This is a genomic window from Amycolatopsis circi (assembly GCF_003385235.1).
GTDB classification, from domain to species: domain Bacteria; phylum Actinomycetota; class Actinomycetes; order Mycobacteriales; family Pseudonocardiaceae; genus Amycolatopsis; species Amycolatopsis circi.
In genome coordinates this window covers 41,527-56,667 of the sequence record NZ_PQIA01000052.1, presented here as the reverse complement: position 1 = coordinate 56,667, position 15,141 = coordinate 41,527, and the positions used below count along the sequence as shown (strand labels likewise).

Here is a 15,141-nt window from a genome sequence, read left to right as displayed (position 1 = left end):
GGTCGGCAGGGCGGGGATGGGCCCGAGCGGTGGGCAGACGTAGCCGGGCTGTCCGGTCAGGACGCGCAGCAGTTCTTCGCTGCCGTGCAGGTTGATCTGGCCGATCGTGTAGAAGTCCGCGCAGAACGGCTGGAGGAACAGCGGGATCTCGGCGATCGACCTGCCGGGGAGGATCACCGGCAGCATCTTCGGCAGCCAGCCGACACGGTCGCTGTGCAGGTGATCGCGCAGCAGAGCGGCTTCGGTCTGGACTCCGCGGTGCCGTTCGGGCGGCCCCAGGCCGTCGGCTGCTTCCCGGTAGCCGGGGGAGGCGATGACGACGATGAAGTCGGCGAACTCGATCTGCTCGGTCATCCACGTGTACCAGTCGCGCCGACGGTCGGTGTCCCACTCGTCGACACGGATGTCGACACCCAGATGCCTGAGCAGCCGACACAAGGACAGGACCTGCTGCTTGTGCTCGGCGGAGTCGTGGGAGTAGGAGACGAACACTCGGACCGGCCGCCCTTGCTGGCCGGCCGGTTCGACTGCGTCGTCGGATACGGAAATGGCAACCTCGCTCACGTCAGCGCCGTCCAGGCGGGTCGTGCTCCATTTCCTTGGGAATGTAGCAGCGGAAAATCTCAATTTGTCTGCAGCTGGTAACACTGCACTCGACCGGGAATTCCCGCGAACCGTGCATTGCGGCTGCACGTGCATCTGCAGTGCAGGTCGCGCGTTCAGCGTGTTGACTTCGATCCATGACCGGCTTGTCGGCAAGGTGTCAACCAGCAATGATGCCAATATGGCTGCGTATCGACCAGCGGACTCTTCGAGGACTGCTGAACGGTGTCGAGTATTTGTCATATTTCTGACTTGAAACACTCCAGCCGGGGGCAGCATCGTTCTTCTCGTATCCTGGGAACTCGCATTCCGGGGCTCGACTGGTGTGCAAATTGCGAGTCTGGCGAACGATTACACGCCGATCATGGCGAGGCGGCCGCATTCACTCGCGTGGTGTACGGAAGCATCTGCTGCAGCCGACGGGTAACTGTAAGTGGCCGGGCGGTATGGCGAGCAGGCCGCGGGAGAATCACGCCGGTCGAGCTCCGGCTCCGGTTTCCTGCGGTCCGAGCTGCAGCGCCGCCAACGGTCCGATCACGCTGCCGGTGAAGGGCTGGCAGCCCGGATTCGCCGGGTCGAGGTTGGGCACGACGCCGAGATCGTTCGGTTCCGCCTGGACAGCAAGGGCGGCGGAACCGCTGAGAACCCACGCGGTCAGCGCACGTGCAAGGGGCTAGGCGGCAGTGCGATCTTTCCTGCCAGGTCGGGGCTCGAGATGGAGCACTCGTTTGAGGTTGGCCGACGGGTGGCAGGGGCGGAAGGCCGAGAAAGGAGGTCTGGCGGCACCTGCTGCTCGCAGGCGACCGATCCGCCCGTGCGGACGGTGAGCTCAGCTCGCCAGGCGCAGGGGCCGGGTCGTCTCTCGCCGAGACGCGTCCCCGATCGCGGAGGGGACGCCTTCTCTTGTAACAGGCAGGGTTTGTCCGCGGACAACGTGTCTAACGGTGCGGTTCGGTGACATGCCCCAGCCGCCACTGTTCGCCGCCGGTCGTGCTTGCAGTCTCCCGATCGTTGAGCGTCGGCCTAGGCACTCTGATTGGCGCACACCGCAAAGTCGCCGATGGTCTGCAGTGCAACGAGGCTTCGTCCTTGCCTCGCCGTGTCAGTCCGCGTCACCTGCCGGACTCTTCGCGTCCGGGGCGCTCGCAGCCGCCGAGCGACGCTTCGTCCGAACGCGTGAGCTTGGTCGCCCGGGTTGTGCTCTGTGACGGCCGCGTCCGCGCTGGCGAGAAACGACTACGCCCGCACCGTCGTCTGCGAACCGGTCTGACCCGACGCCGGGTTGTCGCGAATCCGCGCCGGCGCGCGACTTCCGTCGCGAGAGGGCTGCCCACGGCGACGGGCTCGCGCTGCTGCGGCAGTCGTGCGGTGAGATCGACGCCGCTGAGTTGACCGTGGCGATCGACCTGGCCGCTCATCAGGCCTGCGCCTGCCTGGATTCGGGACCAGATCCGCGCCTGTTCCGCTTCAGGCAGTCACTGTCAGAGACGAATATCGCAGCGGACGCCGGCAATTGGCGCCTGTTCTTGTTCTGTCGCGCACGGCCGCACCACTTTTCCTTGTCGCGGCTCCGGCTGAGCGACTTCTGGCGGCCGGCCTCGAGCGGGCGTACCGCAGCGATCAGGCGCGTATGGAGTTCGCCGCCGGTGCAAGTCTGCCTGCCGCTGCTGGGAGCGGCAGATGTCGGTATCCAGTGCCTTGTGCGGACCTCAGCTGCCGCTAAGCATGCGAAGTTGCTGTCGCTGCCCGACGTTGCCGACTATTTTCCGCATGTTTCCGATTGTTCGCGAACGCACGAACGCGATAGTCCGATTGTCGTCTCGCAGCGCATTAGCCCCAGCAGATTTCGAGCCTGGTTAATCGGGTCGCGGACCGTTCTTGACGCCCGTGTCCGATACCGGTAGACAGGTGTCGCTCATTCGCATACGAGGGGATCTGGGCAACCTGCATTCGCGCCACGGTCGCGCTGTGATGCCTGATCCCAGAGGGGTGTGATTTTTGTGCATATGAAACGGCGAAGACTCAGACGTGCGCTCATCGCGGTGACCGCGCTCGCGGGAACCGTCGCGCTCAGCGTGAACCACGCGGCCGCTGCGCAAACGGCGTTGCCGCCCGGCTCGCAGATCCGGGTGGAGATCACCGATCTCGACGGGAAACCGCTGCAACCAGGTCCGGCGTACCCGGCGACAGCAGAGGGCGCTCTCGCGGCTGCTGCGGCGAAGGGCAACGAGCCGTCGCCTGAGCAGGCCACGCCGGAGTTCCGGAAAGCCGTTGCCGAACTGGCGGACCGCCCGGCCGGCAAACCGATGCTGGCCGGGGAACTTCCTGAATTCTTGCTGAACCTGTGCAAGAACGATCCGCGTTCGGAATCCGCTGCCGGGCACGTATTCCACCGTCTATTCTGGTGTCAGCGCTTCGGCTTGAAGGCGCGCGCGTACCGTGGCACCACGCTCAGCGGCGAAGTGACGTTGAAATGGATCGCGGCGGCGGTCGGCAACTACAAGATCCGCACGAACACCTTCTGGCTGCAGCCGACGTTCGCCGGCGACAACTGGGGCGACTACGGCAACGCCCTGACCACGCAGCTGACGGTCGGCCCAGTCTGCGCTGCCATCGGCGATCCGGGCTGCAGCACCAACTACGGCCCGCTCACGCTGCCGTTGGAGGACTGGCAGCGCCACGTCGGCATCGGGCAGTGGACCAGCTGGAACATCGACTCCGACGAGACCAAGAGCACCGCGCTCGACAAGGTGTCGAACCACAAGTGGCACATCACCACCGGCGTGCACACGCCGGAACCGGGCAACGAGTGGACCGCCGACAGCCCGGACAACGGGATGCGGTGCGACTCCGCACCCTACTTCCGTTACGACCCCAAGTCGTGCATCAGTTCCGACGTGATTCCCTGGCTGCCGGTGTACTCCGGTTTGCTTCCCGAGTACGCCGCACACCTTCGCCAGGCGCTGGACGCACCGGACACGACCTTCCCGCCCGAGCCGCACCCCAAGCTGATCCCGGGCAAGTACTTCTACGGCGACTCGACCAAACCTGGCCTGCACCGGATCCCCGAGGGCGAGACCGGACCGAACCGGGCTGAGAAAGACAAGGCCTGCCCCAAAATCCCCACACCGCACGACCCGGACGAACAGTGCGACGAGTACCCGTTCGCGTCGACGATGGAGGGCGCGGCGAGCCCAGTGTGGGACTTCTCCGTGAAGTACATCGACGGACGGCAGAACGGGCGGGGCGGCAACGACCTGCAAGCGCTTTACCAGTCCAGCAGGATCCTGTACAAGCTTCAGGACACGTTCTACGTCAACATCATCGGCTGATTGAAGGTCTGATGGCCACGCTGCTGCGCCGCTTCGCCGGCGAGTTCGAACTGGACTACTCCACGCTGTTCATCGAAGACGACGCGGTGGACCGCGACATCGTGCCGCCGGAGACGGACGGGTGGCTGCACGCCACCGAGCAGCAGGTGAGCCTGAGCAGTGCCTCCGGGGTGTGGAACGCCCCGGAAGCACTGCTCGAGTACTGGGACGGCGAGCCGCCGCCCGCCGCGGACTGGGCCACCGCCAGCGAAGCCCTGACCTGGTTCTCGACCGGCAGGCTCTGCCTCTGGCGCACCATCCGCGAGTACCCGCTCGCCCGCTTCGACCTCGGCGGACCGGGGTTCTACCGCGTCCGCGCCCACACCGGCGACCGCGACCGGATCCGGCAGGACGCGGAAGCCGCCAGGTCTCGCCGCGTCGACGAAGGCGCGGCAACGGGGCCTTTGCGCGGCGCGGAGCGGTTCCTCATCCAGTTCTGGCCCGCGCCGCCGTCGGACACCCGCGACCAGATCGACGCTCCGGGACGTCGATACCCGGAGGGCTCCGAGCAGCAGCAGTTCGCCGACGCAATCCAGGCTCTCGCCAGCCACGACCCTCGCGACCCCTAGCCCATTACCGCGGCACCGAACAGCGCTGACCGCGAGACAGGTCTGAAGCAGCAGCTCCTTCTTCGCCGGACCGTCCGACTCTCCGGCCGAGTGGCGTCGTCTCGTGTCCGCCACGTCACGGTCGTCACTCCGCCGGCGCGGGCGCGGTCAGTTACCGGCAAGGGAGTTGGCCCGCGCGGCGTGCTTGAGCGCAAGATTCGACCAGGGCAGCCGCCGCGTTCGCGACGCGGGCGACGACCTAGGCCTGTGAAGGGTCGCTCGACGATCGCAGGGGCGGGGACGAGGGTTCGACCGATCCGGTCTCAGTCATGTTGCGGAGCGTGTCAGCCGTGATGATCGTCGAGGCGCGAACGACGTCACCGTTGTGGTACGTGACTATTCCGTCGGAGTGAACCGCGTAGACGACGGAGGAGCCGGTGGTTTCGCGGTAGTGCGCGAGCGCAGTGCCGCCGCCGGCTGCCGCCGCGGTCGGGGATGCCTCGACAGTCTCGGCCACGAGTTTTCTCCGTCCGGTCTCGTCTGGCGCTGTGACGGATCACGCTATCTGTCACTTGATCACGGCATCTGTCACCGCACGATCTGAAGTTCCGGGCGTCGATGCATCAGAGGTGCGTTCGGCAGGCGCGAGCGTGTTTGGAAGATCCCAAGCACGCCTCCGGCTAGCCGAGACCAGAGCCCTGGTGGCGACGGTGTGGGCGAGCATGCCGGGGCCGCTGGCGGAAGTCGCTGAACGACTAGCCGGAGGTCTGGGTGGGCGACACGCTGTTTCAAGCGGCCGGATCTGTGTCGGTCCGAGCCGCGCGGCTGTTGGCCTTCGCGTCAGGTGTTCCGTAAGCCCTGGGACCGGTCCCGACTGCCTCGCGGTAAATAAAGCCCCATGACGGGAATGCGATCGCGTCTCGCCCGGTTGTTGCGTGGCGATCGGGCTGTAGCGAGGCTCAGCGGCCGCGGCGTGGAAGTGGCCGACGCGCGCGGTGGGGAACTGCGGTCCGACGGCACCGCGAACAACGACGAAGACGGCCTCGCTGCCGAGGTCGGCCGGAATCTGTGGCTCTGCCCAGCCTGCGGAGCGCTCTACATCATCAACTGGATGGTGTTCCCTGAGGACGCCGACGGCTGCGACAAGTGCGACCCCACCGTCACCGGCGCGACGACCGAAGCCGTCGCGCTCAAGCTGACCGGCTGGGATGAGGAACGACTGCTCCACGAGGCGTACAAAGTCGCGACGGACGTGGCCCGGATGTGGCCCGCCTGGGGCGCGACGCCGCTCGTCAAGGAGATCGAGCGCAGGCTGGGCATGAGCCCACCAGTTCGTGGCGAGACCCGACATGAACCACGAGGTAACGACCCTGTCTCATCACGCCGCAGGTACAGGCTTTCGCAGCCAACGCGTGAGGGCGAGATCTATAGCTCGCAAGAACACTTGAGCGTGGACCAAGCGCTGGATGTCTTCATTGAGGTGGCGGTCCCGAAGACGCTCATCATCGATGAGGCAACGCTGCGAGCCGAGCACTGGACGCTCAAACAATCGTGGGGCAACAAGATGGGCCTAGCTCGCGGCTCCGTTGCGCAGATCAGCGACGTTCTCCGGCGCAATCTGCAACGCGACGCGACCGTAGCCCGCTACGACGGCCACCACGTGGTTGTGCTCGATAACGGGATGTGCGCTCAGGTCTATACCTCCTACAGGGGCATTGCCCGCGCCTACCGCGTGTGGCGCACCCGCGATGGCCTGGCGTTGTGCGGCGGCAGGAAGGACACGATCCTCGACGTATGAACCGGACACCAGACACTCTCGCACCTGGAAGGCGCCGAACGGACGCTTGTGACGGATCAAGTTATCTGTTACCTGATCACGGTTTCTGTCACTGACGAGTCGTGGTCTTGGTGTCGATGGAGCGTTCGAGACGGATCCGGTACGGGGTTAGCGCGTCGAGCAGGTTCATGACGTGTCTCGAGTGCCTGGTGAGGTTGGTGAATTCGCACATCAGTCGCTGCGCTAGCCGGAGGAACTGGTGATCTTGCGGTGCGGTCCATCTCCGATGGCGGTAGAGGTGGGCGGCCTGGTAGTCGCCGTTGGTGATGACCGTCCAGAGCAGCAGCGAGGCGGCGTGGCGTTTGCAGGGGCCGAAGTCGGTCGCCGGCCGGGGCAGGTTTCGGAGTGGCTCGGTTGCGGCTGTCCAGATGTGTTCGGGGATCAGCCAGCCGTGGAGGGCGACCCGGCGGCGTCGGTAGTCGATGTCGGGAGGTGCGTCGTTGAGCCGGTCGATGACAGCCTGCATCGTTGCCGCGAGTTCGGCTTCGGCCCCGTTCTGAGTGCTCCATCGGCGGACGAGCACGTTCGCGTAGCGGGCCCAGCTGGGTGGCAAGTTCAGTGCTGCTGCCGCTGCGGGGTGGGACAGTCTCGTGGCGGACCGGACGGCCGTGACCGCGGCGAATCGATGCACGATGCGCGCTGCGAGCTCCGCTTCGGGGACGAGTGTGGTGAGCGGCTGGATGTGCTGTTCGGCCAGGTAGTGCGAGACCAGGCGGGGATCGATGGCCAGGGGTCGTTTCAGCCCGGGCCACGCGGCTGTGCGCGGCGAGGGCGGGCGGTGCCGCGTCGGCCGGTGTGATTGTTCGGCAGCTGTTCCTGCACGACGGAGCCGGCGACGGTCTGCACCGCTGCCGAGCAGCGGCGCAGGAACGTCTCCAGATGCCGGGTCCAGGGGGTTCCGCCGTCCACTGAGGACACCAGCGCGCCCAGCGCGTCGCTCTGCGCGCGCAGGTGCCCGGCGAATGCCAGCAGGTGGGCGCATGTGTGCGGGTCGTGCGGCGGTCCGCCCCTCAGCGCCTGGTTGCGGGCGGGTTCCCCGGCCGCGCGGTTCGTCGTCGTCTCGTGCCGGAGGCGGCCGACGTGGTCGTCGATCGTGTCGAGGTCGATGTGCGGCGGCGCGAACTGCGCCGCGAAGGGCCAGGACCCGCGGACGAGCCGCATGATCAGGTGCAGGTCGTAGAAGTACCGGCTTCCGGCGTGCGGGTCTGCGGTTGCTGCGCCGTGGTCGAGATGCAGCCGGGCCAGCAGCCCGTCCTGGAATTCCAGCAAATACGACAGCTGCGCTGTAGCTGTCCTGTCCGGCGGGCCGGGTTCGTCGTCGAGGCGATGACCGCAGGTTCGGGATGCTGTCCCGGGGCCGGAGGCGGGCGCTTCCACTCGGCATTGGGCGGGGTGCTGAACGACCATGCGCGCCGGGAAAATCCAGGGGTTGGTGCGGGATCGCTGTGACTGACCACGCTATCTGTCACTTGACCACGCAATCCGTCACTGCGGCGTCCGGCCGTGCGCGCAGACGACAACTGTTCCCTCCCAGAACCCTGGTCTGATTGACTACGCGATCTACCATCGGCCCGCTTGTGGCTTCTTCGCGGTGATTCGTCCGCCGCCTTGCCGTGAATTCTCGCTGCGCCGCTGCCATCGGACATGGCAGCGGCGCAGCCAGGCCCGGTCGCGAGGGCAGTGGGAGGACAAGTGTTCTGCTGAGGCAAGCGGATGGCCGCGGGCGAACTGGGGCGCCGGACAGTCCCATCGCGCAATCGCAGGTTCTGGGGGCTGGCTCCAGAGGGATCCTGTCGAGCGTGCAGCGGCTATCGTCATCACATGTTCCGCCGCAGGCAGGGAGTAGTCCAGAACGACACGGTCGCCCGCAGCATGAGGAAGTTCTTCAAGCACCTCGAGAACAGTGCAGGTGGCAATGACCGATCAAAACCGGAGGCCATCGCGAAAGAATACGGCCGGTCTCTGTGGAACCCGGCGACATCCAAGCTCGTGGACGACAAACGGCAGCGGAGGTCTCGCTTCTACATCGGCCTGTCGACAGCAGGCGGCATTTCGTTCGCCGAACTCACCAAGCGCGTTGCGCTCGTGTCGGACACTCTTCTTCTCTCGCACGACCGGACGGATGAGTACCATCACCTGGGCGAGTCGAGCCACAATGACGGTGGGTTTTCGCTCAGGACCACGCGGTACGGGATGAACTGTCCCGACCTTGCCGAGTTGGGACGATGGATCCTTGACGCCGAACCGCTGCTCAAAGCGGGACTGGCGTGGTACCTGCCCCGCTACTCGAGTTCAGTCTACGAAAGCTACAGCTTTCCCAGCGAAGGCCACACGGAACGCGCTCCGGTCGGCGCCATCGATTACTTGATCAGCGACGGCCGGGCGATAGACGCGTCCGGCGCGGAGCCGATCAAAAGTCAACTTGTCCGCCCGGTGCTGCGAATCGATCTGCCCTTCGTCGCAGGGGTTGACCTCCGCAGCTTCAGCGAAATCACCATTGAGGAATTCACTTCGTACTCGAGCTTCCGAGATTTCCTGCGCCAGAGCCTCCTGGACATGGACACGGCGCTCAACGCTGTCCAATCGGACCGCGAACTCCTCAAGCTGGGTTTGGAGATCAAAGACCACGTTCGGTCGACACGTTCCGAAATGGAGACAGCGCGGAGGAAGAAGGCCGTCGGCGTCACCGGCGCTGTGATCGGATCGGTCGGGGCGACGCTGGCGGCCGTGTACGGGCCGGCGTTACAAGCCGCGATCGCGGCCCTCGGCGCGACCGGCGGCGTGTGGGGCATCATCCACGCCGCAGCAGAGAACGACACCCGAGCACTTCGCCAGGACACCTGGTACTACGTCTGGGCTCTGGCCCAAAAGGCCAACACCAACATCATCTAGCACCCGGCACGACCAATCGCTGACTTCGTTGACCCACACGACCTGGCAACCTCCAGCGACCTTCCGGCCACCCGGCTGCGAGCGGAGTCCCGTTCACCGTCCAATCGTGCAGAAGCCAGGGGCAGGTGCGCTGACACCGGATCACCGAAGACGCACTCGCGGACCTTCACCGGCGAGATCGTTGTGTCCAGGACGACAACCGGACCGAGGCAGCGGACCACCACATGCCCGCCGCCGACAGGTTTCGCGACGCTCAGGCAACCGCGCGCGCGTTGTGGCAACCACGAGGGCTAACTGGTGACAACTACAGCGTCCAAGTCGTCCGGCCGATGCAGGTCGGCTCCCGCTGCCGGTGTACAGATAGCGCGGTCAGTCACACCGTTGTGACTGTGCGCTCTATCTGTGTCGGGTAGCGGGGACGCATTGCTGCGTCCCCGCTACCCTCAGAACCGGGCGAGCGGATTTCCCCGCACCACGGCTCAAGCAGGCCGCTGGGGCGTACTGGCCTTGCAGATGCTGACTGTGCTCATTCCGGTGCCGGTTGTAAGCGGCGTTGGCAGTGGACGTGCACGAGGCGGTAGTACTCGTCCGGCCGACCGGGTGTTCCCGCGATGATGAGCTGACGCTTCACCGCCGCATGGCTCCAGCGCACGGCCGCCGCCGGCTACGAAGGCCTGTTGTAGACAGGCTTTCGCGTTGACCGGTTGACCCCATGGCGCTACACAGTTCTGATCTCAGTAACGGGCCGGTTGTCAATGCCCGAAGTCGAGTGCGCGGATGTCCGAACTGCTGAGCACACCCCTTACCTAGTCGCACGCGACGGGAGGCCACGGTGCTTTAGGGCTTTTTGTTACAGAAAAGGCCAGTCGCCGCGATCGATCGCGATTGCCAGGCGCGCGGGGGAACGCCGAAGGTGTGCAGCACCAGCGCGACAGCGAGGGTGTGTCCAAGGCGGGTCAACATCGTCAGCTGCTCGTCAGTCTGGCGAATGTTGCCGTGAGCGAGGTTGTTGCGCGCTTTGCCCATGATGTGCCAGACATTCATCGGCTGCTGGAGAATCCCCTGCAGCACATCGGGAAGCGGGTTCACCGCGTTCGCGATTCGTCCCCGAATCTCGTCGGGCAGCCGGTCGGCGAGGGCTTGGAGCCGTTGCCGCAGATCGAGTTTAGTGCTGCCGGTGTCATCGGCACCGTGGAAGCTCTCCAGCGCGGCGACCAGTGCGATGAACCGGGACGTCACGGGCAGAGGAGTGGTGCTGATCGAGGTGAAGTAGTCGGCGAAGGTGACATAGCGGTCTTTCAGATCGCCCCATCCGGCGAGCAGTTCGGTCAATGAGGCACCGCCGGGTCCGCAGTGCACCAGTGCCTGCAGCGCACCGGGTGGAGGGCGTTCGGCTTCGTAGCGCTGTTGGGTCAACTCCCGTCCGTAAACGGAGGACTCGTCGCGGCCGCCGATCCTGACACTGGCGAACGTCACGGGCTGAGGCTTGCCGGTGGCGAAGGACGTCAGTTCGGCGACGGGGCGGACGTAGGTACTCATCCAATCCCGAAGCGACCGAGCCCTGCCTGTCACCGTGACTACTGGCACCGTGGTGAACGAGAGCTTGTGCAACTGCGGCGCGGTGAACGACGCCAGGTAGTGCAGCCTCATCGTGTCGCCGTCTGCGCGAGTCCACTCCTGGGTGGAATCAGCGTTCCACGTCCCGCCAAAGGGCTCACCGTCGTCGAATCGTGTGATGTACCGGTAGGTCTTGAGCGGAGTCACACCAGACAGCTCGGTCAGGCCGCCTGCCTGGAAGGTGATCTCGTCGAAGACCAGTTCGGTATTCTCACTCAGTCTCGGCCCGACGATGGCGAGTTCGGCCAGCAGCATGGACTGCCCCGGCAGCTGATGGGAGACGTAAGCCTCGGGGAATACGACGTCGAGGTTGTTGCGTAGTTGCCCGCGGACCACCCCGTACGGCTTGATGCCGGGCTCCCATGCGGTCCACGACGGATCGATCTTCGCTGTGATGTCCGCCGAAGGCGGCTCGGCCGGCAAGTCGTAGGCCATGCCGGTGACGTTCTCCTCGCCTGCCAGAGTCAGCACGCCGGACACCGAAGAGCCGTCGGCGAGTCGCCACTCAAGCGAATACTCACCCGCGGGCAGCAGCGGATTCTTGTTCACCGCGACACCGCGCTACCTGTCGAAAGCGTTTCGCCCAAGAGCAAGGCGAACGCGCACGAGGTGGCGACTTCCCTTTCGCATGGCGTGTTCCTCCGGAGGGCGAGCATCGGATCCATTAGCGCCATCTCAAGCCTCCACTGGGGTGCGCCGGTCGCATCATCGGTTGCCCCTCCTCTTGAGTGTCCTTGCAGCCCGAACTGACACCGCGAAATCCCAGCTCGGCCGCAGCCTCGTCGGCGGCCCTGTCGCGCGCACGATCACGGCAGAGGTGACCGTAGTGCAGACCCGCGAACTCGAGCGCGGCAGCTCGACGGTCCGGATCCAGTCCGGGGCACCGGCGGGCAGTCCTTCTCGAAGAAGGCGTCGCCTGCGGTGCCGTCGGGCCAGCGCACGAATGCGGTCGGTCTGCCGTGGAGGTGAGGCAGGAGCACCGGCGCGATGTTCGTGTAGTACCGAACGACTTCGCCTTTCGTGCATCCGTCGCCGTAGAGGCACTTGACCAGGTTGGACAGTGCAAGTCGGCGTTGTCCCACCTGGACGGTGATCGTCCGGCCTGCCATGGCGTCACCTGCCGCGGGTGGGTTCGGGGGTCTGGACGTCGGCGGCGTCGCGGTCGGGCCGTTCTCCCCGCCAGGCCGTGTGGCGCAGCCGTCCGTCAGCGATGAACTGTCGATACACGACATCGCCTACGAGCACGGGCCGCACCCATCGCGCGCGGGCGGCGTCGGCGCGGGGAATCGGCCGGGTGAACGGGCTGTGGTCCTGTTCCAGGGAGGCCAGGCGCTGTGCGAGGGCGGCGCGGGCGGCGTCGGACCAGCCGGTGCCGACGTCGCCGATGTAGACCAGGTTTCCGGTGGCCGGGTCGTGCGCGACGAGCAGCAGCCCGCCGAGCGTGCCGTCCAGGCGGCCTTGGCCAGGTATTGGTAGGCCGACATGTACGAACGTGGTGAATTCCTGCTTGGTGACTGCGTCGTCGCTCGCAGCACCAGGTCTGGAACAGCGTTCGTCTTGACGCCGCGCGTTCGTACGAACAGCCGCTCCGATGGCAAACTACGATCGAGATTCGTTGGCGATGCTCTGAGCGTTTCGAACGGACAACCGATTCGGCATTCGGGACCGACTGGGAGGGCGGTGTCGTTGCGTGCCTTCGACAGCACCGGGCCTCCGGGCTAAGTCGGAGCCGTGGGAGTGGTTACCGCGTCGTGCGGATCGGCCTGCGAGATCGTGACGCGCCGATAGGATGCCTCGTCGACGGCGCGCGACTACGATCCCTCCCACGATTCGTCGTCATGTGGGGATCTGCCATGAGTACGTCGCTGCTTGCCCGTCGGGTCACCGAATGCGGGTCGCGGGTGCTGGCGTCGGCGGATCCCGACGAGGCGCGGGACGTGTGCACGTCGGCCCTGCGGCCGCACCAGCTGGGACTCGGCCGCGGCGCGCGGGTGAACGCCCGGCTGGACCGGGTGAGCCTGGGAGACCTGTCGGTGAACCGCCTCTGTTACGGGGCCGAGGTGAGGGTGTCTCCGGCCGGCCCGTCGAGGGAGGACTACCTCCTGGTCCTGCCGGTAGCCGGGCGGGCCGCGTTCTCCTACGGCGGCGCGGAGGCGATCGCGGAACCCGGCCGCGAGGTGCTCGTCGGTCCGCACCTGGACTTCGAGTTCCGCATCCACCCGCGGTTCGACCAGGTGATCGTCCGGCTCGACCGCCGCCGCGTGGAGTCTGCCGCGGCCGCGTTGCTGGGAGAGGTCGCGCCGATCCACTTCGACCTCGAGGTCCATCAGGACGTGCGACGCCTGGCGGGCTTGCTGCAGAGCGCGGTCGAAATGGCCGACGCCCTCGTCCGGCCGCGGATGGCGTGGCAGATCGAGCAGCTGGTCATCGAGTCGCTGCTGCTGACGCAACCGCACAACCGCAGCGAGGCGCTCGCGCGTCCCGGGAGCCGGATGCCCTCGGCCCGGCTCAACCAGGCACTGGACTACCTGCGCGATCATCTGGCCGAACCGTTCACGGTCGCCGGGGTGGCCCGCCACTGCGGGGTGAGCGTCCGCAGTCTTCAGGAGGCGTTCCGCCGCGAGCTGGGCACCACCCCGGTCCAGTGGCTGCGGGCGGCTCGGCTGGACCGGGCGCACGCCATGTTGTCCTCCGCCGCCCCCGGCACCACCACGGTGACGGACGTGGCGTACGCCGTCGGGTTCCTCCACCTCGGGGAGTTCGCCAGGCATTTCAAGGCCAGGTTCGGCCGCCCGCCGTCGGCGGTGCTGGCCGAGCGCCGTGCGTGAATCCGCCAGCCGGCTCGCGCGATCGCGATAGCCGGCGCTCCGGGGCGCCGCCGACACTCTGGCCGAAACCTCCTCGACCACGAGCGGAGAGCACCGATGAAATTCGTTCTCGTGCACGGCGCCTGGCACTACGGCGAACTCTGGAATCCGGTACGGGAGCACCTGGAGGCCGCCGGCCATGAGGTGCACACGCCGACCGCGGGCGGCCTGGGACCGGCCGACGACAAGCACGTCGATCTCCGCGGCGCCGCGCGGCCGATCGTCGACTACATCCGCGAACACGACCTGCGGGACTTCGTCCTCATTGGACACAGCTGGGGCGGATACCTGATCTCCCGCGCCGCGATCGAACTCCCCGACCGCGTCCGCCGCCTGGTCTACTTCGCCGCGTTCGTCCCCGAACACGGGCGGGCGCTCGTCGACGAAATCCCGCCTCACCTGCGGACTGCCCTGGAAGCCAGCGCCCGCGAGCGCGGGGACGGTTCGGTCGTCCTGCCGTTCCCCGTGTGGCGGGACGCCTTCTTCAACGACGGCACCGCGGAGCACGCCCAGCAGGTCTACGACGCGCTGCGCCCCCAGCCCTACGGGGCCTTCACCGACCCGGCCGACATGACGGGCTGGGAGAACGTGCCCCCGCGGTTCAGCTACCTCGCGCCGTACGAGGACAACGACATCACCCAGGGCGACTGGGGCCGCCACCCGCGCTTGTCAAACCGGCTCGGCGTCTTCCGGCTCGTCGGCATGCCAGGCAGCCACGAAGTCCTGCTGACCGACCCGGCGTCCACCGCGCGCAAATTCATCGAGGCGGGCCGCGACTGATCCATCCCCGGCGTCCGGCCCTGCCCGCCCCGGTTCCGCTCGGGCAGGGCCGGACAAGTTCCGCTCTAGGACAGGCGATCCGCTGCCGTCAACGTCAGAGTCGACGGCTGATCGCGACCGTCGACGCGTTCGCGGATCAACAGTGTGCCTCTGGGACTTCCGCCGCGGCGGCCGTTTTCGTCTCTGCGGGTCAGGGAGTGTGGAACCAGTCGGCGTCGATGATCCCGTGGAGTCGGTTGCCGAGTTCGCGGGAGAAGGTCAGCAGGAAGTCCAACGGCCGGTGCTGGACGACAACGTGGTTGATCTTGCCGTTCTCGTCGGTAGTGAGGAGGGTGCTGCCGCTGAAGGAAGTTCCGTCGAACGTGGTGCCTTCCCAGGTCATGCAGGCGCGGTTGCCCGTGGAGATGGTGCCGGTGAACGCGAGTGTCTCGTAGATCGATGCTGCGGCGGCGAAGCTTTCTTTGACCAGGTCGCGTCCGATGATGGGTTTGCGCAGTGCGGGTGCTTCGAGGACCACGTCGGCGGCGAACGCGCGGGCGAAATCCGCGGCGTCGCCGGAGGCGAAGGCGGCTGTCCAGATCTGGTCGACGGTGGGCTGGGTGGTCATCTGCTGCTCCTTTGCGGCG

At 66.5% G+C, this 15,141-nt stretch carries 14 protein-coding genes; 6 read left to right on the top strand and 8 right to left on the bottom strand.

Translation table 11 applies throughout. The features are described 5' to 3' along the window. A partial coding sequence (locus tag D0D37_RS22565; RefSeq protein WP_116202552.1) for a toll/interleukin-1 receptor domain-containing protein occupies positions 1-564 on the bottom strand: 564 nt, incomplete at its 3' end. 2,081 nt (positions 565-2,645) lie between these two features. Here D0D37_RS22565 and D0D37_RS22560 point away from each other — a divergent pair. Together D0D37_RS22560 and D0D37_RS22555 are read left to right on the top strand one after the other, a co-directional pair. Next, the gene (locus tag D0D37_RS22560) at positions 2,646-3,935 is read left to right on the top strand and encodes a NucA/NucB deoxyribonuclease domain-containing protein (RefSeq protein ID WP_162834397.1); all 1,290 of its coding nucleotides are present in this window, start codon (positions 2,646-2,648) and stop codon (positions 3,933-3,935) included. 11 nt (positions 3,936-3,946) lie between these two features. Beyond that, complete coding sequence (locus D0D37_RS22555; protein ID WP_116202550.1) at positions 3,947-4,543, top strand: hypothetical protein; 597 nt, start codon at positions 3,947-3,949, stop codon at positions 4,541-4,543. A 238-nt stretch (positions 4,544-4,781) separates the two neighbouring features. Here the strand turns inward: D0D37_RS22555 and D0D37_RS22550 are convergent, their stop codons facing one another. Then, positions 4,782-5,039 (bottom strand): hypothetical protein, encoded by a 258-nt coding sequence (locus D0D37_RS22550; protein WP_116202549.1) that lies wholly within the window; start codon positions 5,037-5,039, stop codon positions 4,782-4,784. Positions 5,040-5,495: 456 nt separating this feature from the next. Between D0D37_RS22550 and D0D37_RS22545 the strand changes: the two genes are divergently transcribed. Continuing rightward, on the top strand, positions 5,496-6,320 hold the full coding sequence (locus D0D37_RS22545) for a hypothetical protein (RefSeq protein ID WP_162834396.1): 825 nt from the start codon (positions 5,496-5,498) through the stop codon (positions 6,318-6,320). Between the two features lie 88 nt (positions 6,321-6,408). On the opposite strand, the gene D0D37_RS22540 is transcribed toward D0D37_RS22545, so the two are convergent. Continuing rightward, positions 6,409-6,912 carry a hypothetical protein gene (locus D0D37_RS22540; protein WP_162834395.1) on the bottom strand — a complete coding sequence of 168 codons (504 nt, stop codon included), beginning with the start codon at positions 6,910-6,912 and terminating at the stop codon, positions 6,409-6,411. Between the two features lie 185 nt (positions 6,913-7,097). Beyond that, on the bottom strand, positions 7,098-7,628 hold the full coding sequence (locus tag D0D37_RS22535) for a hypothetical protein (protein WP_116202546.1): 531 nt from the start codon (positions 7,626-7,628) through the stop codon (positions 7,098-7,100). A 552-nt stretch (positions 7,629-8,180) separates the two neighbouring features. Between D0D37_RS22535 and D0D37_RS22530 the strand changes: the two genes are divergently transcribed. Next, positions 8,181-9,251: a hypothetical protein gene (locus D0D37_RS22530; RefSeq protein ID WP_116202545.1), complete on the top strand. Its 1,071-nt coding sequence runs from the start codon at positions 8,181-8,183 to the stop codon at positions 9,249-9,251. Between the two features lie 837 nt (positions 9,252-10,088). Here D0D37_RS22530 and D0D37_RS22525 read toward each other — a convergent pair. The 3 genes from D0D37_RS22525 to D0D37_RS48050 all read right to left on the bottom strand — a co-directional run bounded on the left by D0D37_RS22525 (position 10,089) and on the right by D0D37_RS48050 (position 12,254). Continuing rightward, positions 10,089-11,417 (bottom strand): ApeA N-terminal domain 1-containing protein, encoded by a 1,329-nt coding sequence (locus tag D0D37_RS22525; RefSeq protein WP_116202544.1) that lies wholly within the window; start codon positions 11,415-11,417, stop codon positions 10,089-10,091. A gap of 257 nt (positions 11,418-11,674) precedes the next feature. Continuing rightward, positions 11,675-11,977: a non-homologous end-joining DNA ligase LigD gene (gene ligD / locus D0D37_RS48650; protein WP_341867992.1), complete on the bottom strand. Its 303-nt coding sequence runs from the start codon at positions 11,975-11,977 to the stop codon at positions 11,675-11,677. A gap of 4 nt (positions 11,978-11,981) precedes the next feature. After that, on the bottom strand, positions 11,982-12,254 hold the full coding sequence (locus tag D0D37_RS48050; RefSeq protein ID WP_244223627.1) for an ATP dependent DNA ligase: 273 nt from the start codon (positions 12,252-12,254) through the stop codon (positions 11,982-11,984). 467 nt (positions 12,255-12,721) lie between these two features. On the opposite strand from D0D37_RS48050, the gene D0D37_RS22515 reads away from it, so the two are divergent. Both D0D37_RS22515 and D0D37_RS22510 read left to right on the top strand, forming a co-directional pair. Next, positions 12,722-13,696 carry an AraC family transcriptional regulator gene (locus tag D0D37_RS22515; protein ID WP_162834394.1) on the top strand — a complete coding sequence of 325 codons (975 nt, stop codon included), beginning with the start codon at positions 12,722-12,724 and terminating at the stop codon, positions 13,694-13,696. Positions 13,697-13,792: 96 nt separating this feature from the next. Then, positions 13,793-14,515, top strand: a complete 723-nt coding sequence (locus D0D37_RS22510; RefSeq protein ID WP_116202542.1) for an alpha/beta fold hydrolase — start codon at positions 13,793-13,795, stop codon at positions 14,513-14,515. 190 nt (positions 14,516-14,705) lie between these two features. On the opposite strand, the gene D0D37_RS22505 is transcribed toward D0D37_RS22510, so the two are convergent. Then, the gene (locus tag D0D37_RS22505; protein WP_116202541.1) at positions 14,706-15,122 is read right to left on the bottom strand and encodes a nuclear transport factor 2 family protein; all 417 of its coding nucleotides are present in this window, start codon (positions 15,120-15,122) and stop codon (positions 14,706-14,708) included. Positions 15,123-15,141 lie beyond the last annotated feature (19 nt).

What these genes read in the sequence shown, in the direction of transcription:
- D0D37_RS22510 (WP_116202542.1), top strand. Translation starts at nt 13,793, where the DNA reads ATGAAATTCGTTCTCGTGCACGGCGCCTGGCACTACGGCGAACTCTGG.
- D0D37_RS22515 (WP_162834394.1), top strand. Translation starts at nt 12,722, where the DNA reads ATGAGTACGTCGCTGCTTGCCCGTCGGGTCACCGAATGCGGGTCGCGG.
- D0D37_RS22555 (WP_116202550.1), top strand. Translation starts at nt 3,947, where the DNA reads ATGGCCACGCTGCTGCGCCGCTTCGCCGGCGAGTTCGAACTGGACTAC.
- ligD (WP_341867992.1), bottom strand. Translation starts at nt 11,977, where the DNA reads ATGGCAGGCCGGACGATCACCGTCCAGGTGGGACAACGCCGACTTGCA.
- D0D37_RS22505 (WP_116202541.1), bottom strand. Translation starts at nt 15,122, where the DNA reads ATGACCACCCAGCCCACCGTCGACCAGATCTGGACAGCCGCCTTCGCC.
- D0D37_RS22530 (WP_116202545.1), top strand. Translation starts at nt 8,181, where the DNA reads ATGTTCCGCCGCAGGCAGGGAGTAGTCCAGAACGACACGGTCGCCCGC.